18 protein-coding genes are annotated in these 19,868 nt (G+C 47.6%); 5 read left to right on the plus strand and 13 right to left on the minus strand.

Going from position 1 to position 19,868, the window contains the following annotated elements:
• Window positions 1-81 precede the first annotated feature (81 nt).
• From IT392_05110 to IT392_05125, 4 genes are read right to left on the minus strand one after another with little or no spacing between them, the layout of a single operon-like run.
• Entirely contained in the window at window positions 82-747 is a 666-nt protein-coding gene (locus IT392_05110; protein ID MCC6543866.1) for a formate hydrogenlyase, read from the minus strand.
• A 25-nt stretch (window positions 748-772) separates the two neighbouring features.
• A complete protein-coding gene (locus IT392_05115; GenBank protein ID MCC6543867.1) occupies window positions 773-1,723 on the minus strand; it encodes an NADH-quinone oxidoreductase subunit H in 951 nt (316 codons plus the stop codon).
• Window positions 1,720-3,762 (minus strand): hydrogenase 4 subunit B, encoded by a 2,043-nt coding sequence (hyfB, locus tag IT392_05120; protein MCC6543868.1) that lies wholly within the window; start codon window positions 3,760-3,762, stop codon window positions 1,720-1,722. The genes IT392_05115 and hyfB overlap by 4 nt, the downstream gene beginning before the upstream one ends.
• Before the next feature lies 1 nt (window position 3,763).
• Window positions 3,764-4,309, minus strand: a complete 546-nt coding sequence (locus tag IT392_05125; protein ID MCC6543869.1) for a cupin domain-containing protein — start codon at window positions 4,307-4,309, stop codon at window positions 3,764-3,766.
• Between the two features lie 139 nt (window positions 4,310-4,448).
• Between IT392_05125 and IT392_05130 the strand changes: the two genes are divergently transcribed.
• Entirely contained in the window at window positions 4,449-4,592 is a 144-nt protein-coding gene (locus IT392_05130) for a hypothetical protein (protein MCC6543870.1), read from the plus strand.
• Here IT392_05130 and IT392_05135 read toward each other — a convergent pair.
• The 5 genes from IT392_05135 to IT392_05155 all read right to left on the minus strand — a co-directional run bounded on the left by IT392_05135 (window position 4,576) and on the right by IT392_05155 (window position 10,805).
• Window positions 4,576-5,256 carry an HIRAN domain-containing protein gene (locus IT392_05135; protein ID MCC6543871.1) on the minus strand — a complete coding sequence of 227 codons (681 nt, stop codon included), beginning with the start codon at window positions 5,254-5,256 and terminating at the stop codon, window positions 4,576-4,578. The two genes, IT392_05130 and IT392_05135, sit on opposite strands and share 17 nt — an antisense overlap.
• Window positions 5,257-5,485: 229 nt before the next feature.
• A complete protein-coding gene (locus tag IT392_05140) occupies window positions 5,486-8,179 on the minus strand; it encodes a DEAD/DEAH box helicase family protein (GenBank protein MCC6543872.1) in 2,694 nt (897 codons plus the stop codon).
• The gene (locus IT392_05145; GenBank protein ID MCC6543873.1) at window positions 8,179-8,994 is read right to left on the minus strand and encodes a KilA-N domain-containing protein; all 816 of its coding nucleotides are present in this window, start codon (window positions 8,992-8,994) and stop codon (window positions 8,179-8,181) included. The genes IT392_05140 and IT392_05145 overlap by 1 nt, the downstream gene beginning before the upstream one ends.
• A gap of 84 nt (window positions 8,995-9,078) precedes the next feature.
• A complete protein-coding gene (locus IT392_05150) occupies window positions 9,079-10,326 on the minus strand; it encodes a site-specific DNA-methyltransferase (protein ID MCC6543874.1) in 1,248 nt (415 codons plus the stop codon).
• Entirely contained in the window at window positions 10,302-10,805 is a 504-nt protein-coding gene (locus tag IT392_05155) for an SEC-C domain-containing protein (protein MCC6543875.1), read from the minus strand. Before IT392_05155 ends, IT392_05150 begins: the two co-directional genes overlap by 25 nt.
• Before the next feature lie 266 nt (window positions 10,806-11,071).
• Between IT392_05155 and IT392_05160 the strand changes: the two genes are divergently transcribed.
• Window positions 11,072-11,791 (plus strand): PEP-CTERM sorting domain-containing protein, encoded by a 720-nt coding sequence (locus IT392_05160; GenBank protein MCC6543876.1) that lies wholly within the window; start codon window positions 11,072-11,074, stop codon window positions 11,789-11,791.
• On the opposite strand, the gene bcsS is transcribed toward IT392_05160, so the two are convergent.
• From bcsS to IT392_05180, 4 genes are all read right to left on the minus strand, one after another.
• The gene (gene bcsS, locus IT392_05165) at window positions 11,788-12,546 is read right to left on the minus strand and encodes a cellulose biosynthesis protein BcsS (protein MCC6543877.1); all 759 of its coding nucleotides are present in this window, start codon (window positions 12,544-12,546) and stop codon (window positions 11,788-11,790) included. The two genes, IT392_05160 and bcsS, sit on opposite strands and share 4 nt — an antisense overlap.
• A 50-nt stretch (window positions 12,547-12,596) precedes the next feature.
• The gene (locus IT392_05170; GenBank protein ID MCC6543878.1) at window positions 12,597-13,517 is read right to left on the minus strand and encodes a hypothetical protein; all 921 of its coding nucleotides are present in this window, start codon (window positions 13,515-13,517) and stop codon (window positions 12,597-12,599) included.
• Window positions 13,507-15,330, minus strand: a complete 1,824-nt coding sequence (locus IT392_05175) for a glycosyltransferase (protein ID MCC6543879.1) — start codon at window positions 15,328-15,330, stop codon at window positions 13,507-13,509. The genes IT392_05170 and IT392_05175 overlap by 11 nt, the downstream gene beginning before the upstream one ends.
• A gap of 246 nt (window positions 15,331-15,576) precedes the next feature.
• Complete coding sequence (locus IT392_05180; protein MCC6543880.1) at window positions 15,577-17,388, minus strand: L,D-transpeptidase family protein; 1,812 nt, start codon at window positions 17,386-17,388, stop codon at window positions 15,577-15,579.
• Here IT392_05180 and IT392_05185 point away from each other — a divergent pair.
• From IT392_05185 to IT392_05195, 3 genes are all read left to right on the plus strand, one after another.
• Window positions 17,380-17,937, plus strand: a complete 558-nt coding sequence (locus IT392_05185) for a DUF882 domain-containing protein (protein ID MCC6543881.1) — start codon at window positions 17,380-17,382, stop codon at window positions 17,935-17,937. The two genes, IT392_05180 and IT392_05185, sit on opposite strands and share 9 nt — an antisense overlap.
• Window positions 17,938-18,054: 117 nt before the next feature.
• On the plus strand, window positions 18,055-19,518 hold the full coding sequence (pyk, locus tag IT392_05190; GenBank protein MCC6543882.1) for a pyruvate kinase: 1,464 nt from the start codon (window positions 18,055-18,057) through the stop codon (window positions 19,516-19,518).
• Between the two features lie 178 nt (window positions 19,519-19,696).
• Complete coding sequence (locus IT392_05195; GenBank protein ID MCC6543883.1) at window positions 19,697-19,867, plus strand: hypothetical protein; 171 nt, start codon at window positions 19,697-19,699, stop codon at window positions 19,865-19,867.
• The last annotated feature ends 1 nt before the right edge of the window (window position 19,868 follow it).

The following is a 19,868-nucleotide window of genomic DNA, read 5'->3' on the forward strand; positions in this document are numbered from 1 at the left end:
ATAACGTTACCTAATCCCGGGCAGTTAAATAGAATTAAATAGGTTAAATAAGATAAATAGGCGCTGTCCCTATTTAACTGCTCAGTCCTCCTCTTTCAGTCTTGCCATCTGTTCCACATCAAGGCTTTCAAAGGTAGTTCTTATATGGAAAAAGAATATGCCGAAAATGAACGCAGCAATCAATATATCCAGGGCAACGCCAAGTTCCACTACCAGCGGCATACCGTAAGTTGCGCTCGTCGCAGCAAAGAACAATCCGTTTTCCATGGCAAGGAAGCCTATTATCTGGGTAACAGCATGCTTCCGGGTAATCATCATCAGAAGCCCAAGCATTACGGTCGCCAGGGCCACAGAAATAGTCGAACGGGTAACAAGGGTTGACAACTCACGGATGGGCGAAGTCAGATGATATGAGAAGATAACGATTGCGATTCCTATCAGCATAGTGCTGGGGATATTGATAACCGTCTCAACTTCCTTGTGAATCTGTAACCGGATTATAAGCAAATGGAGAATATACGGGAGTGCGATGACCTTAAGAATCAGCGTAAGAACAGACGATATATAAAGATGGTGTTGTCCCGCAACATACCCGACTACTGCGGTACTGATCGAAAGAAATAGTCCCTGCCACGCAAAGATGTGCAGGAGGCCGTATATCCTTCTTTGGGCAAGGAGACCAAAGGAGGTCAGGAGTATCATCGCCGCCAGTACACTATTTAGTTGTGCAGCAACATTTACTGACATATCAAACTGCCCATTGTATCAACCATCATTCCAGCATATAGAAAGAGAGCATCCCAAGTGTTGCAAACAGGAAGGCGCTCCCTAAAAACTCGGGAACCCTGAAAAACCTCATCTTTGCAAAACCGGTTTCTATCAACACAAGACCGATCCCTGCTAAACACAGCTTCACTGCCAGAACTAAAAAAGCTATCGGAACGAAGGTTAAATCCCCTCTCCCGGCAATCCCCCATGGAAAGAATGCAGCAATTCCCATCACCACAAAAAGGTAAAGCTTCATCATCCCTGCCCATTCCATGAGGGCTAAGTATCTTCCCGAGTACTCCAGTATCATCGCTTCATGAATCATCGTTAACTCAAGGTGAGTAGCCGGATTATCTACAGGTATCCTTCCTGTCTCCGCTAATGAAATGAAGATGAATGCAAGCAGTGCAAATGCAAGAGAAGGCCTCAGGTTAAGATCACCATGTGCAATAACCTGAACCATCTGCGAAAGAGACGTTGACTTACTGGCAAGCGAAACTGTAAATACAGCCATCAGCATGGCAGGTTCAGCAAGGGATGCTATAGTCATCTCCCGGCTTGACCCCATCCCGCCAAAGGCAGTGCCTATGTCCATGCCAGCCAGAGCGGTAAAAAATCTCGACATGGCAAAAAGGGAGACGATAGCTATTACATCTGCTGTAGTGGACAAGGGAAGATCTACAGACAGTACAGGTATTATAGCACCGATCAAAACAGTGAAACCGAATATGAGATAGGGTGTAACCCTGAATATCCAGGATGCATTTTCAGCGAGAACGATGTCTTTGTGAAAGAGCTTTATCAAATCCCGGTAAGGCTGAAATATACCGGCTGTAGTCCGTCCCTGAAACCAGCACTTTAATGTTCTCACCCACCCTATGAACACAGGTGCAGCAGTAAAGAGCAATAATATCTGTATGACTTCTAATATATATGAAGAAAGCATTTCGCTCATCTTAAAAGCACCAATAATATGATGATCGTAGCAAATGAATATATGAGGTATACCTGAATACGCCCTTTCTGCAATTTTCCTGTCTTTCTGGATATCCAGAAAGAGGCGTCAGCAACTGGTTTATACAGCCACCCCCAAAAGCGGTCCCTGGTCTTCAGTGAATAACCAATACTCTTAATAAATGCCTTATGACCGGAAAGATATTTCAGTTCTTTCCGCTCACGAATACGAAAATAGTATCCGAATATCCTCCTGACCGGCATGGAGAATGCTGCTGCCGTATACTGCATCCTCGGGGTCACTTTCTCAAAACCGCAGTCCCATAAAGGTCCCGTATGGATGGTTTTTCTGCGGGCATGAAGGAAGATATATACCAGGGCCACTACCCCCACCAGACCAAGTAAGACAATAGGTCCTGAGTAGGATGCCCTCTCATGGGAAATAGGGGTAAGCCACATCCACCCGAATGCACCTGCAGATTCAGACAGCTCTCCACCGACATATCCGGCAGCAATAATGTCCATCCAGCGGATCATGGCCGTTGGAAAGATACCGAGGCATAGACATGCAATTGCAGTCATCCCCATACCAATCCTCATGAACCAGTCTACCTCATTGATTTTCACCTGATGCTGGCCTCTCCAGTTTCCAAGAAATGTAACACCGTACGCCTTGACAAAGCACATTGCGGCGAGTGCAGCGGTAAGCGCCAGTAATGCGGCTCCCATAGGAATCAGGAAATTGAGAAGTGCGCTCGGGAGGGCCGGCGAAAGCAGGAACGCCTGAAACATAAGCCACTCGGAGACAAATCCGTTAAAAGGAGGAAGGGCTGATATGGATATACACCCTATCAGGAAGATGGCAGAGGTCCAGGGCATAAGGTGAATAAGCCCCCCCATCTTTTCCATGTTGCGCTCATGGGTTGCATGAAGAACAGCACCTGCCCCCATGAAGAGAAGACCTTTAAACATGGCATGATTGAATGTATGATACAGCCCCGCAGTAAGTGCAAGGGCTGAGAGAACAGGCCTGTCGTATGATGCAAAGGTCATGGAAAGTCCAATAGCGACCAGAATAATACCGATATTCTCCACTGAAGAGTAGGCAAGCAGTTTTTTGAGATCCTGCTGCTGCAGGGCAAAAAGAATCCCAAGCAGCGCTGATACCAGACCCAGGATCAATACTACTGCACCCCACCACCAGGGGAAATCCCTGATCAGGTCAAAGGTGACCCGGATAATCCCATATACAGCAGTCTTCAACATAATGCCGCTCATCAGTGCAGACACGTTGGAAGGCGCCACTGGATGTGCCTCAGGCAGCCAAACGTGCAAAGGTATAACACCGGCCTTTGCCGAAAATCCAAAGAAAGCAAGAAAAAACGTGAGCGCCGCCCAATGGGGAGGGTATACGGCATGACGCATGGCATCAAAGGTATATCCGCTGAAACTTCCGAATCCGTTTGAAAAACCTGCCATCAGACCAAAGGATAGAAGTATGGCAAGCGCCCCCACATGGGCTATGACCAGGTAGAGGAATGCAGCCCTCCTGTTCTCTGTCCTCTCATCCTCAAACATTACAAGGAAGTATGAAGCAGCCGCCATAACCTCCCAGGAGATCAGAAAGAAAAATGCATCATCCGCCAGTACCACCATTAACATGCCTGCGAGGAAGAGAGAGTAGAAGATGGTAAGGCTTGTCACAGGCCTGTGCCCTATAAAACCCTTTACATAACCTATAGAATAGATAGAAACGATAAATCCAAGGGCCCCGATCAGGGTAAGAAAGAATCCCGACAGGGGGTCGAGCCGCATATGAAACGGAAGGTCGGGGAGACCCAACAATATAATATAAGACTCTATTATCCCGGACCGCACCGTCCAGATACCGGCGATGAGAGCTAAAAACGAGGCGATGGATGTCAAAGAAAATACAGAATATACCAACATCCTCTGGTGCCGGAAAAAGAATAGTGCACATATCAACACTGAGAATAATATAAATAGAGATGTTGATATTAAAGTAAATGGTGAAATCATATCAAGCCCCTGGAATCACCAACATGATTATTGCCTCTTTACTTCCGACATTCTCCCATTTGTGCGGCCTCGTTGAGTTAAAATAGACACTATCCCCCTTACCAAGGGTGAATTCTTTACTGTCAAGGATGAACCTGACCTTACCGCTGATGAGGATTCCAAACTCCTCACCGTGATGTGAAGAATATGGGTGTTCACCGCTTTCTCCACCAACTTCGAGTGTTAGCATGAACGGTTCTATCTTTTTTTTACTCAACTGATGGGCAAGCGGCTGGATGATGGCCTTTGACCCCTGGCTGTATATCTTCTTCCTCTCGGACTTTCTGATGACGACACTGTCTTCTCTGAAGGGATCATCGAAAAAATATGTAATGTGTACATTTAGGGCGTTGGCGATATTTTCCAGAGATGCAATGGAAGGTGAACCTTGTCCCAACTCAAGTTGAGAAAGGAAGCTGGCAGAGAGGCTGGTCTTCTCACCGAGGTCCCGAAGAGAAAGTCTTGCATCCTCTCTGAGCTTCTTGATCTTGTTGCCGAGGTTAATCATCTGATAGAGATGATTTATTTACGCTTAATATTTACAATTGTCAAGTTATATTTGACACCGGTAATGTATCATAGCTCATATCATAAAAAGGAATGGTGTAGACTATGGAAATTTTCTAACAGACAGGCTTATAGATAGAATGAGCCATGAACTGGTGGGCGTTATAATAGATCTGAAAGATCTGGCCGCAAAGGTTCAGTTGAAAAACAGACTGGACGCAGGCGATCCTGTAGAGTATTTAACTCCATGCTTTAAAAAAGAGAGTTTTATTCGGCGATTATAATCTTCAGCAAAATAGAGTTAACCACGCCGTTAACATCAAAATTCTTGACCTGTACCTTAACATTATTTCCCTTTTCTAACGCTTCGGCAATGGTCTGCGAATGCACCCTCTTGATATATCCAATTTGTTCGCCATTGTATAAAACCTTAACAGCATAGGGATCGTAGAGGTTATCTGGCTCACGCTCAAGCTGAAGTTCTGCTCCGGCAGGAATTGACCTTAACTTGTGGTCTTCGGCATGGTAGACAAAACCGGCCAGTTCTGTTAAAAACTGATTTGGCCGCTTTACCTTATGTGGATCAATAAATTCAAAATTATCGGTGCGCAGCTTTCCACCGGTAATAGCAAGCAAATCAAAATCACTGATATCAGAATTCCTGATTTCCCAGTAATTCAGCAAGTCAATGAAATCTGCCCGTGACCTGGCCGGTAAGCGCATTACAAACGGGTCAATGGCATTGAGAGAATATTCCTTGTCCAATTCAGGAAACGCCGGATATCCATTAAACCCCAGCCTCCTGGCCTCTTCCAGATCATGACCCGGAATATAACGAAAGGAATATTCTCCTGTTGACTTTTCCGTCAATTCAGCCACTATATACCGCTTGCTGTGGTCAGTCGCCTGCCATGACAAATAAATTGTTCGTTCTTCTAACGTAATCATAATTGAAATTCCTGCCTTAATAAATCTCGGCGCATGCAAATGATGTTCATCATTCTATCACAAACGTCTAAAAGCGTTTCGATCTGCTGATAACACTGGTCATTGTCATCCCATTCATGCGTATTTATCATCCATATGCGCGCAAAGTGATCAACATTAATACATTAGTAGTTCATATATCTACCAGGCTCACTGGCGCAACGTCAGGCGCGTCCGGTGCAGCGCCTTGTTATATTTTCTCTTTGTATTCCCTGAAGCCATCAACCAATTGCCGGAATGAGGCGGGCTTGTATTTCTCAAAGCTCTCTTCGTCCACGTAAACAAAGTCATAGGTCACATTCGACTGCACCCGGTTGATGTCCTCGCACCATTGCCGCAGCCGCTCCATCTTGAGAGGAACGTCGAGGTCTTCCTGTCCCTTGGTCTCTACAATGACAATTCGTGTGGCGGATAGCTTAACCATAAAGTCCGGGTAATAGTTGGAGATGTCGCCATCCGCGTTCACATAGTCCAGCTTGAAATGCACCGCCAGATAGTTTTTAGCGTAGGAAACCACATCGTCGCAGTCTTCAAGAAAACGGGCGAACAGCAGTTCAAACTGGCTGTCCCCGATGATGCGGTTAAAGACACTCTTTTTCGGGACGAGGTAGCCCTGATCCCTGGCCACAAAGGGGCGTGTCTGCCGCAGCTTGATGGTATCGCGGATTTCGGCGTCGCCTTTGTCCTGCACGGTGAGAGCATTGATCGCCTTTTTGAAGGTCTCGATCAAGGTTTTGGTAGCAGCCAGTTCTGACAGATTGCGCAGGGTGTTGGGGCTTTCCAGGTCTACCGGCCGCCGGTCAAACAACTGGTCCTGAATAAACGCCTTGACCCTGCCATACAGCACATCATAGCCGCTGACCAGCCGCAAGTCCTTCATCATAGTCTGTGCGAAGTAGCCGATCACACTGCGATAATCGGCAATGCCCGCCGTGTCGAGGATGGTGGTATGCGTCACCTCGCCGGTGGTGATGTCCTTGAAGACAATCTCCCGCTGCTCCTCTTCGCTGAACTGCCGGTAGACCACTCGCTGATGCCCCTGCGCACCCACATCTATCGCGCCAAGGTTCTTGTATTCCCGGTAGACGCGGGGGGTCAGCACCGGGATTTCTATATCCAGCGCGTTGATATCTTTCTTCTCGTTCTCCTTATCAACCTCCACAACCAGCGGCGTTTTAGCCTGCGTGCCTTCACCCATCGGCTTGCGCTCCAGCACCACGCCTTCCGCCTGGATGGATTCCACAAAATCCATAAAGGCATTCGTGCCGACCACGCTGACATATTCTTCCAGGCCGCCGTGGTACATCTTGCGCAAACCGCGACCCAGGGTTTGTTCCGGCAGGATGTTACTCTGGGCGGAATAGGCGCGCAGACCGACAATGGTGGTGACGTTGCGCACATCCCAGCCCTCTTTGAGAACCATCACCGAGATGATGGCCTTGTAGGGGCTGTCAATCCCATCAATCGCGTTGGCTTGATCGCGCAGCTTGTTCAACTCTTCTTTGCTCTTGCCTGACGATGATTCAGAAATCTCGCCGTTGCTCTTGGTGTGAATCACCAGCACGGCGTCTTTCAGGTCGGGGTAGTGACCTTCGAGGTATTCGGCCACGTCGTCGCAGTTGCGGGTGTCGTCGGTCATCACGAACAGGATGGCTTTCTTGCCCATCTTTTCATGTTCGGCATACGCCTTGCGCCACTCGATCACGCCCAGGTGAATATAGTCGGTGTACTTCTCGGTGTACCTGGCGCTCTGGCGCTCCACCAGTTTGGCGCGGCTGGGGGCGTCGGGCAGGACAGGATGCTTGACGACATTTTGTTTGATGGCCTCCACCAGCGGGTAATCGGCGATGGTCTGCACGAAAATCGCGCCGTTGTTGTACCTGGGCGTAGCGGTTACGTCCACTTGCAGAGAGAGCGCGGACCCTTTTTGCTTCAGCCGGTTGTGGATGTCCTCGATAGATTTGAACCATGCCATGCGCGGATCGTGAATATGGTGCGCCTCGTCGTTGAGCACCACGAGCTCATCAATATCACGCACAATCATGCCCAAGTCCACCTTGGAGTCGGTGGTCGTGCCGCTGGGCCGCCTGCCGAGAAAATAATCCATCGTGTCTTCATCATCAGGCGATGCGGGAATGTCGTCTCCGGCATAGACGCGGTGGATATTGGTCAGGAAGATATTGCCCGTGGGCCGAGTGATGCGCACGTCGTCCTGTACGTGCAGTGTCAGTTGAAAATCGTCTCGCCAGTTGCGTCCGTCCACGCCATTGTCCGGCAAGACCGGGTCGTCTTTCAAAAAGATACGCAGACCCTGAAAATCCTTATAGATGCGGTCCAGCACGATGATGTTGGGCGCAATCACCAGAAAGTTGCGCGCAAGCTGCGACTCCGGCTCATATAACTTGTGGTAAAAGCTCCATGCCAGCACCAGGCTAAGCACCTTCGTCTTGCCTGTGCCGGTCGCCATTTTCACCACAAAGCGCCGCCAGGTCTCGTCAAACATTCCTGTGGAGACCGCTCCGCTACTGTCGAAGCGCATCAGGTCGTACTTGTCCTGCACTCCCACCACGTCATAGAGGTATATAATCGTTTCCAGCGCCTCTCGCTGGGCAAAGTAATACTGGAACCCGGCCATTGTGCCGTCGGTCTGGGGCAGCAGGTGCGGGGTATTGAACCAGTAGTTGAGCAGGCTCTTGCTCGTGTTCGTTGCCCCCACGTAGCCGCTGTCCCGCCACTCCTTCACCTTCCGGCGCAGTTGCGGTACTAAGGGCGGCATCAGCTTTTCAGAACTGGACTCCCGCAGGGCTTCATCCGCCGGAAACCAGCGGATGGCCGGGTCGAGGATGGCGTGGGGCGATTCGGGAAAGTTGGGATGGAGCGCCATTATTTGTTCCCCGCTTCAAGGCGCCTGATTCCTGTGTCGTTTGTCAGAAGCCTCATCTGCTGGATTGCGATCTGGTTCAACTTGCAGAGCCGCTCTGCCTGTGGTGTCTTTTCCTGGATGAAAAGGGCATTGAGATTTTCCAGATTAGAGAGGCAAACGAGCTGCGACACATTCGCGTAGTCTCGAATATTGCCCTTCTGGCCCGGATGGCTGTCGCGCCATTGCTGGGCGGTCATGCCGAATAGAGCCATGTTCAGGACATCCGCCTCCGAGGCGTAGATCAGGTCCGTCTGGCGCAGAGTGAGTTTCGGCGGGATCAAGTTCTCCTTGACGGCATCGGTATGAATCCGGTAGTTTATTTTGGTCAGATTCCGCCGGATATCCCAGCCCAGTTGCTTCCGCTCTTCGTCCTTTAGGCGCTGGAACTCCATGATAAGGTACAGCTTAAACTGCGGGGATAACCACGAGGCAAATTCAAAGGCAATATCACGATGGGCAAATGTTCCCCCACCATAACGTCCTGATTTTGAGAAAAACCCGATGGCCTGTGTTGCATCAATCCATTTACGCGGCGTCAGATTAAAACTATTCAGACCAGCTTGGCTTTTAAAGGTTACGAATTCGTTACTGTTAAAACGCGGGTTGTGCAATTCCTCCCATATTCCTATGAACTCCAAGGTGTTGCGATTACGCATCCAGCTATAAATCATCGTATCATCACCAAAGTTTTTGACCATATCTGTCAACGAAATATAATCCTGTTCGTTTTTCTGATAATAGGCGATTGCTGCTCCGAGAACCGTTACTTTATCCATTTTGTCATCCTTCACATGTTAATCCAAACCCCTCGAATTCGAGGGGTTTAAAATCCGGATTGTTCAGTACATGGATCTCCTCCATTATTTCTTACCTCCCACGGTCACTTCAACAATGGTCATCGTGTCGTTGCCGAAGATGTCCACCACCTTGACCGCCATCTTGCGCCGCCCCGGAGGGCATTCGTGAAAGACGCTGGTCAGTTCCAGCGAGCGGTTCTTCCTGGTGCGGAAGGATTGCCACTCGTTTTCAAAGATGTAATCCCCGGTCCAGCGCTCTTCCCATTCGCCGCCCTGCCCTGAGCTTGTCGAAGGGTCGTTCTTCACGCGCACGATCTCGCGCTTGCTCTCAAAGTTGAAATCTACCGACCAGTAATCAATCCAGTCTGTCCACTTTTTTGTGAGCACCTCGCGGCTGACGATGCCCTTAGCGTTCTTGCTCACCTTCACGATCTGCCCCTTCTCCACCACTATCTTGCTGGCCTTGTCCTTGAGCGTCGCCTCCGCGTTGGCGATTGAATCCTGAGAATAAAAGACTGAAAAGTCGGTCAGCTCCACCGCCACACTGTTCTTCTTGATGTGCGGCTTGACCTCGATAGCCGCTACATCGTGAAAGACCACCTGATTCTTTTCCACCGCCCGCTTGTCGAACACCTCGGCAGGGATGTACTTGGGGGCGATGTCAATGCCCTTGGCGCGGGCTTCGTCCAGCACATTGGGAAAGAGCCCCATCTCGAATTCGAAACCCAGTATGTCCACGCGAGTGATGTGCTTCTGACGGCATTCCAGAATCACCTCTTCCACGAACAGGCGCGTCACCGGCAGGTTGACCGGTCCCACCGCCACCAGCCGCCCGGCCTTCTTGCCATGGAAGGTGGCAAAGCCGTCGGTCTTTTCGGCGCGGTAGGCGCGCAGGATCAGGTCAACGAAAGCGGCTTCCTTTTCCGCCAGTTGCTTTTGCTGTTCCGCCTCGCGCAGGTTGGGGTTGACGCCGATGTAATGCTGGCGCTCGTACTTGCCCAGGTTGAGGATCTCAAAGGCGCGGTAGTCCTTGCCTTCGGCTTTCAACTGCCGCTGAACGCCGATCAGCCGCTTGCGAGTGGTGTGGATGGCAAACTTGCCCAGGTCGCTGACGATCCACTTGCGCCCCAATTTCTCAGCCACAGCGGCGGTGGTGCCGGAGCCGCAGAAGAAGTCTGCGACGAGATCACCTTCGTTGGAGGAAGCTTTGATGATCCGTTCGAGCAGGGCTTCGGGCTTTTGGGTGGCGTAGCCAGCAGCTTCCTTTGCCTGAGAGTTTATAGAGTTCAGGTCATCCCAAATGTCTTGCACGGGAACACCTGGCATCTCGTCAAGATAGCGTTTATAGCGCGGTACGGCTCCTTCGCTCGGTTGAACAATCCTGCCCTCTTCGTATAGCTCCTGCATTCGTTTCTGGGAGTAACGCCAATCCCGTCCTGCTTCCTGAACGAAGACAATTCCCGGTGTTCTTTTTTTATCCCATCATCTGTAAAGGTTACGATAAATTCAACCTGGCCGACTTCATCTGCGGGGCCGCCTTTCTTTGTTTCCAGGATCTCAAAGGCATGCCACTCTGCACTCTCTGCCCAGTCCCGGGTGCTTTTTTCGTCATAGTCCGACCGGAAATCGGGATGGAGGGATGTAAAGATATACCCCATCTCTTTTTTGACGTATGCGCTGTACCGAGAACGCATAAGTTGTTCAGCGGTTAATGCAGGCCGCTCTGCCTTTATCAAAGGCCGGCAGCATTCAGCATAAGCGATATTAGAACCGCAGGGGCAGAGATCCATGTTTAACTCCTTATAAAATAATGAATGCTTTCCATTCAGCCGTCGCCTGGAATTTGTTTTTTCGAGGGTATAGTAACAGGATGATTTTTGGGTGTCAACAGAGCATTACCAATCAAAAACTCCCTTGACACCTCAGATTTTGTAGATTAGGATAACGCTGGTTTTTGATTTTCCTATAGAATTATTAACTCCCCTGTACTGGAAAAAGAATCGCAACTCTGATACATTTGTTGTGATTCAATCAAGATATAAGGAAGGATTTGATCATGTTTAGAATATACCAAAAAATAATCTTAATCGTAATGACTTCCTTTCTTTCAACGGGCATGGCAACCGGACTCGCCTTTGGAAATTTGATTACCCTCACACTGGATGCCAAAGAAGATGCTGGTATATTCCCCGGGCAGGCGGCCTATCTCAGGTTCGTAGCAGAAAATGATGTAAATAATGTACTTCTTACAGTTTTACCGTCCACAAACCTGCCATTCACTTCCGCTTCCTATCATGACTATGCATTCAATCAGGGGCTCAGCAACTGGTTAATTGAATCTGCCGGAAACATATGGTCATCTGATCAAATTATAGGAGAATCTCTGACAGGTCTGCAGGCCGGGATCTACCGGATGTCCCCGTCAGGCGGGGCCTATCAATATGATTCTTTTGGATGGAGCCCCGACACGGATGATCAGAAATGGCGGTGGGAAATGCATATCCAGGCTATAAACGGCCTGAATATAAATGATTATATACTCGGGTCCACCAACCCTTTTGACACCACGGACGCTGCCTTCAATGCAGCATCTGGAAGTTTTCTTGACGTTCATATGGATGAGGGAGGATCGTTGAGGTTTTGGATCTGGGACGACAACTCTATTGACAATACCGGGTCGCTTTCTGTAAAAGTTACGGCCATTCCAGAACCAGCAACAATACTGCTCCTCAGCCTCGGTCTGGCAACTATTGCGGGAATCAGAAAATACTCCTAAAATCCCTTATAAATCTCCAATCCCCCATAGGCTCCACTCCCGAAGGTTGAATCTCGCTTTAACCCGCTGCGTACAGCAACAGAAGTCCTCCAGGATATTTGAAACAGCTCCAGAATCAAACCGCCCCCCTCCTGATGAAAATCTGAATTTCGACCATAGAACTGCTCCACCCCGGCATTTAATGTATACATTTTATTGAAGTCCAGATTAGTTATCTGCTGTTTAATCCGCAGCCTTTCATAAACAAAATTGCTTGTGCCGCTGAAACTCGCACTGGCGTTCAAACTCGTTCTGCTGGAAAACCACGTGTCATATTCCCCCTGAAGTGTTCCAGCCACGCTGCTGCCTCTGACACTGGCACTTTGGTCATCAGGGTTTAGCGTAGTATTCCTAAACTCTACACCCCCGAAAAATCCTATCATTGATTGACCCCATAATAGTTTGATTCCTGCAGCCGGTGATATGCCCGGCGAGTTCGCTTTAATCAGCCTGTCGCCTGAGTAATACTTATAAGTCAGGAAACTGGGAACTATCCTACCGGAGAAAGAAATCGTTTTATTAATACTTTGGGTCATGTCCATTCCCATGTACGAAAACCCCTGTCCGCGACCATCAATTTCACCGCCGGCAAATGTCGAAAATCCCGCAGCAAAAACAAAAGGACAACAGAAACAAGTTGCTAAAATAGAACCACATAGAATGCCCCTGAGGACGGCCCTGATTTGCCTGACAATAAAAGTGGTTTCACGCCTCATTTCAAATCCTTTTTAGATCACTTTCACGCCCATTTGTCAGCCCACGGGGCTTATGAGGGTTCATTAGTAAAGGGGACCCAGTTCTTTTTAAAAGAGAATACACTATGCTGCGAAGATTCGATGCGCCAATCGCATTCCTTGTTGACATTAAACCACACAAGCGCCTTAGTTCGGCAGAATCTGTCCTTTAAAGTCTCAAAAGCCTCCTTGATCCACACGCTTTTATCCCCGTCTTCTTCCGCACATCCCATTTCGGCAATCATGAACGACTTATCAGGGGCCAGTTGAATCAGCCGGTTATACCCATTCTGAAAAATCTCCCGGAAACTCTGCCAGCTTGACCATTCCCGACTCGTCCCCCAATTATAACCATCCAAACCCACCCAATCGACTTCCTCGCCTCCCGGAAAATATTGCCCGATTTCATTACCGGCTTCTTCAGGCACTGAGTGAGCATATGGAGACCACACCCAGATTAATCTGTCATTCTGGGCCTCTCTGAAAATAGACCGGATATAACGCCAGGTTTCGATATATTTTTCCGGCGTATTACCGTTGACTTTCCCACACCAGGGATACCAGTTACCATTCATTTCATGCATCGGTCTAAAAAAGATCGGGCTTTGAACCTTTTTCAGATCGAGCGCCCAGTTCCAGATATAACCATCATATTTCCCGCTCAGTATAGCTGAGAGGGAATATTCCGGTTGATCCTCAGGCCTTTTTTCGTCAGACAATTTCTCTGGCCACCAGGGCTCCCAGGTTATTATGGGAACAAATCCACACTGTATGACCTTATTAATTCCTGCAAGATCCGGCCTTCCGTTTCCAGGCCCCCATGCTGTATAAAAAGAGAGGATCTGAATATTCTTCTCCAATACCAATTGATATTCAAGGGCCTTATGTGGAGCAGAATGTAAATTATCCGGAAGATAAAGCCCCAGCCATGGTCCTGCAGCTTTAATTTCCAATGAGATTCTCTTTAACAACCTTCTCATGCGCCTGGACAGAATGTCCGACTGGTTCAGGAATTGGTCTGATTACCGGAATGTCCGGTTTTTCCAGGCTCCCCGTTCTCAGAACCTTAAGATGGAGCCTGCTAAAAAACTGATCCCTTCCAGCCGTATCCCAGAAAGTAAAAAATATAAGGACGGTAAGAGAAAGTATAACCGTAAAGCTCAGCTCCTTCGTCTGATAGAGGAAAGAAGGTGATCGTAACTCTTTTGACGTATCCTCATCCGGCCACTTATGTGTTCTAACCGCCGCCAGACAAATTCCGCTCATGGTCCATATAGACCAGACTGCCCAGACAGAATTCAGCAGGTAAAAATCCCACCCTATATTTCGGGCAAAGAACCCATAACCAATTGAGAATAAAGCAAGAAGAATGACCCCCAATTGAGGAATCAACGTTATCCAGGGAGTTTTGGATTTTGCTGGTCCAATGTGCTTGTCATTCACACGATACGCAGGCTTCTTTTTTCTGGAACGAATGGCAATCCATGCAGCCTGTATAAAGACAGGGAAGAGTCCTGTCCACATCTGGAAGGGTTTCATGTAAGGGGTCGGATAGTTGAGTACCCCATAGGCCAGGGACATGGCAATAAAATAAAAAAACCTGTGAAGGACATATGAAGGCACTGGAGCAGACAAGACAAATTCCTGTGTGAGCAGTGCCAAAAAGGGGGTTATGAAAAAAAAGGGCATTATAAAAGCTGCAACTAAGTACACAAAGCCTAAATGAAAGTATTGAAGTTTTTGTTTAAAGGTCAATCCCTTGTGAAGAAAAGGGTTGTCCCAGAAGAGAATACGCAGGGAATCAGCAGCCCACTGTTTGCGCTGGTTGTAAACACCATAGATATCTATGGGAGCAGTGCCCTTGGTTAAAGGATAATTGTAATAGACTGACCGCCAGCCGCGTTCATGCAACAGCATAGAGGTATGGACATCTTCAACCAGATTCCATGTACTGAATCCACCTATATCCTGCAGGGCTGTCCTTCTGTATATAACACCCGAACCACAGGAGAATGCTGCATTATCATTGTCTTTCCCGCTTTGCATAACGTTATAAAAAATACGGTCTGAATTGCCGAATGGGTCTGAGACGGGGACTGTAAAATCCTGTTTGGTCTGAACGAATGCAATTTTCGGAATCTTGAAATAGCCGATCAGATGGTTGACAATCTGAGGGTGAGGAACCTGATCAGCATCCAATACAAGGATCAGGTCTCCATCAGTCCGCTGAAATGCATAGTTCAGGTTTCCTGCCTTGGCGTCACTGTGATCTTCTCTGGCAAAATAAATGCAGCCGCTTGCTTCTGCAAGTTTCTTATATTGCTCATTCTCTTTATCATCAAGAAGGTGTATACGTTTATTTTGGAAATCTATCTTAAGCGCTGCTTCTACCGTTTTCCTGACTAACTCAGCGGGTTCTCCGGCAACAGGAATAAATACATCAACAGAAAAGACCCCTTCTAAACCTACCCCTTCAGGGGCGTGGAATCTCAGAAACCATGCATTAAAGGCGAAAAAGGAGAACAGTACCAATCCTGTTAATTCGGCAAGAAAAAATGGGAAAGAATAATACCAGGCATCCCAGTTGATGTGCTGCCAGTGCCAAACGAGGTAGATAACTCCGAGGGCTATGCTGACGATTGTCAATAATTGCCCGGCTACACGTCTCCTGCGATCTTCTTTTTCAAGATACCGAAGATGTTTTCCGGACCCCGAGACATCAGAGCACCATTTTTTGATTGCCCGAAAGATCCCGTTCGTCAACATGTCAAAATATGTTTTCTCATACGATAAGCAGCGGATAAAAGATTCTCACCTGAAATAGTCTCCCTGAAATCGCAGGAGGATGTACATCCCGTGATATTTAGTTTCTTACAAACAACAAGAGATAAGGATATATACCATTCAAATGGAATTTAAAATATCAGAAGTCATGTAATTAATCAAGGCATTTAAGGAGCAGGAACTTAAGATGCAATGCGAGTATGTGTTTATTAAGCAGACCGGCAAACATCAACCCTTGGGAGGTTTCTCAAGCATGGCTTTCGCAAGTTTTGCATCACGACCGTAAATATCATTTCTAAATTGCACCACCCCGTCTTCATCCATCCATGCAGTCCAGTATAGGATATGAACCGGTACAGGCGTCGACAACCAGACACTCTTTTCTTTTCCGCTTCCAATATCCTCCATTATATTTTCATTTTTCCATTTAGGATCATTGCGAAGAATATATTCTGCAAGCTCAACAGGTTGCTGGATGCGGATGCATCCTGAGCTGAAGGTTCGCACGTTCTTTGCAAACAATTCCCTGGACGGCGTGTCGTGAAGATAAACATTGAACTTGTTTGGAAACATAAACTTAATCCTGCCAAGTGCATTATCGGGACCGGGGTCCTGCCTGAACCTGTAGGGAAAGTTTCTGGTATTTATTCTTTTCCAGTCTACATTATCCGGTTCAATTACCTTTGAATCAGCGCCATAACCCTGAAATACACTCATATTGTTCTTTGTCAGATAAGCAGGGTCCTTTCGGATTGATGGCACTATATCTCTTACGGCTAAACTCGCAGGTACATACCAGTATGGATTAAGTACAAGGTAGGTCATGCTGCCGGTAAACACAGGGGTCCGTCTATACTCTTTGCCCACTATAACCCGCATATTCATGATGAGCTCATCATTTTCAAATACATCTAATTCAAAGTTGGCTATGTTGACAAGGATAAAGCGCATCCCTAAATCATTAGGCAGCCACCGCCACCGTTCCATGTTCAATTCGATCTGTTGAATGCGCTTTTTAACAGGGACATTCAAGGCGGCCAGGGTTTTGATTCCAACAACTCCGTCTAAGTCCAGCCCATGCCTCTTCTGAAATCTTAGAACCCCCTCTTCTAAGGCATCATCAAAAAGATCTCCGTTGTCCTGATAAGACTGGTCTATATCCCCTGCAATTATAAGCCTTTGCCGCAGCATAAATATGCGTTCACCTCGATCTCCTTTTTTCATAACAGGGCCTGAAGGCAAGGTTGGCCAGCCGCCTTGCGAAGATATTCTTTTATAAACAGCCAGGATCATTTGCAGACCTGCATATCCTGACTGAACAGGCAAAAGCCCCTTCAATGACTTCTCAACCTGCCTTGAATCAAGAGCACTTTGAAGTACCTCCGTAAGATCAATTTCCTTTTGTGCAGCATTCCATTTCGGGTCCAGGGTCTCGGGGTTTATGCTTCCTGCCCATAAATGGGAGCCATAAACAAGAAATGCGTCAGAAAGGAGTAGATCAAGGTCTACCAGCTTGTAAGGGTTGAGAGGCAGCTTTTTCCCGTAATCTTTCCTAACCTCACTCAACATTTTCTCCAGCTTTTTTAAATGATAATTTTCCGGCCGGAGCCCCTCTTGTCCTGCTTCACTGATCATCCTGACAAGGTCATCCGCCTGAGAGTAAAGCAGTCCGTTTTCATCAGTCCATGCCGGCTTGTAGTTCCTTTTTTCATAAAAAAGCGGTAATATTGTCGAAGAACATATGACATCATCTCCAATAACTATCTCCGGAGGAACACCACCGGCCTCAATTCGATTTCGCAGAATCTCACTCAACTGCCCTGAATTATCCACGGCATAGGAATCTGATATTCCCGCAATCCCGGGATAAAGCCCTATATATAGAACTATGTTTATAATTATCCAGAAACGTAACCTCATTTTAATATGATATAACAACTCTTCCGGGCTTTCAAATCCGGAGCTGATATACTGCTGGTTTGTTTTGCCCCGGTTTGACCAATACACTTCTTTTCTGTTATTATCTTCAGCATGCTTCATCAGTTTCTGGATCGCAGGACATTTTTGAAGGCTTCATTGGTCGGGGCATTTCTCCTCTTCAGCGGCTCGGCCTTTCCGGAAAAGCTGTATGCAGCCAAACCGATTGAGAGTAATCTCCAGCTCTACAATATCCATACGAAGGAACGTCTGGATGTCTGTTACCGGGACCCATCGGGAAATTATGACCCTGAGGCGCTTAACAAACTGAATTACTTCTTACGCTGTCACCATACCCAGGAGGTGATCCAAATGGATAAACGGGTCATAGAGTTTATTAATAAGGTGGATAAGCAATTTGGAGGCGGCAATGAGATTCACATAATCTCCGGTTTCCGGTCTCCTGAGTACAATAATCTGCTTATCCAGGAGGGTCGAAATGTCGCAAAAAACAGCCTTCACTTACTGGGCAAGGCGATTGATATTCAATTTCCCAATATTCCATTAAATGACGTTAGGCAAGCCGCCCTTAATCTAAGACTTGGTGGTGTAGGTTATTACCCTGATTCCGGCTTTGTTCATATAGACTCAGGAAGATTCAGGTCCTGGTGAGAACAGACTTTTTCTGAAAATCATTTATTGACGTAAGTCCAAGGTCAGTATAGTACCCGCTTTCGCTTTCATACCGGGGATGCAAATGCAGGGGTGATTACATAATAAGGTGAGGGCGTGAAATTACCTAACCACAAAACCAAGATAGTATGCACAATCGGGCCGGCCTCCCGTTCAGAAACCGTCCTTGAGGAATTGATGATGCGCGGCATGAATGTCGCCAGACTCAATTTTTCTCATGGCACTGTCGAGGGACACCGGGAAGACATAAGGCGTATACGTTTGACCGCATCAAAATCAGGCCGATCATGCATGATCCTCGCCGATCTCCCCGGCCCCAAAATCCGTATTGGCAAACTGGCTGGCGATTCGCTGTTGCTTAAAAAAGGCGACCGGACGACTCTGACCACAAAGGATGTTCCTGGTACTGCTGAACGCATCCCGGTTAATTATACGAGATTACCGGAGAGTGTTTCTCAGGGCAGCGTTATCTACCTGAATGACGGGTTTATTCAATTACAGGTTGAGGAGATTACCACAGATGAGGTTGTCTGCAAGGTTGTTATAGGCGGACCATTACTCTCCCATAAGGGATTGAACCTTCCGGGTGCAAAAATATTCATAGAAACAGTAACAGACAGAGATCTCCAGTTTGTTGATTTTGCCTTGAAAGAGGGGGTTGATGCATTCGGCGTATCATTTGTAGAAAAGGCAGATGATATCCATAAGGTCAGGGACTTTGCGAGGGAAAGAGGCAAGCCGGTCCACGTGGTCGCAAAAATCGAGAGGCTGGAGGCAATCGGGAATATTGATGAAATCCTTGATGCAGCAGACGCAATTATGATAGCCCGTGGAGATCTGGGTGTCCAGATTCCGGTACAGGATGTCCCTGCTGTCCAGAAAAAGCTTATTCGTAAAGCCAATCTGATGGGACGTCCGGTGATCACTGCTACGCAGATGCTGTTATCCATGACAGAGAATATCCGCCCGACCCGGGCAGAGACATCGGATGTGGCAAACGCTATCCTTGACGGCACTGACGCAGTAATGCTGTCTGAAGAAACGAGCATCGGGAAATACCCTGTTGAGTCAGTAGACATGATGGCCAGAATAGCATTATCCATTGAACGGGAGGCACGGGGCTCCGACCTGCGTGAATACTACAGGGTCCGGCTTGGAAATAGACAGTCGCACATAGCGGATGTCATTTCGTTTAGTGTGGTTGAAGCAGTTCAGGCCCTCGACGTTCGCTGCATCATTACACCCACTCAAAATGGAAACACTCCCCGAAGTATCTCCAGGTTCAAACCCGATTGCTGGACACTTGCCTTCAGCAGAAGCGAAGAGACTCAGAGATTTCTTAATCTTTCTTCTGGGGTTTTTCCTGTCTTGATGGGTAATGACAACGATTATTCGCATGAGGGGATTATGAGGTTCATTGGAGAATCGGGATTAGTGGTTGAAAATGACAACATAATAGTAGCAGAGGATATATCACAAGACAGCGTTGACGGCACAGACTCAATTAGAATAATCCGGTTCAAACAGGTTAAGGATGGGAATAGTGGAGGAAATAAGTGAAAACAATTATTACTCTGACGATGAACGCTGCAATTGACAAGAGTTCCAGCATGGAACATGTCATTGCAGAACATAAACTGTAATGGCATGCCTTCACAGATAGCGGGATTACGCCGCTGGGGGTCCCAGGAGACTCAAGACATCTGGTCGTGACAGACAGTGATGAACATGATGAAGGATGAAAGAATCTGTCAACATGCTCTCCAAAGAACAGAAAATTGCACAGGTTGCCAGGCTGGTAAAGACCGAAACCGGATATGAGCTCACGCAAAGCATTAACAGATACGACAGAAGGCCATTCACTCTGGTAGACATACTTCAGCCCTGCGTAACATTTAACAAGCTGTAGT

It is taken from the genome of Nitrospirota bacterium (assembly GCA_020846775.1).
Classification (GTDB): Bacteria; Nitrospirota; 9FT-COMBO-42-15; order HDB-SIOI813; family HDB-SIOI813; genus RBG-16-43-11.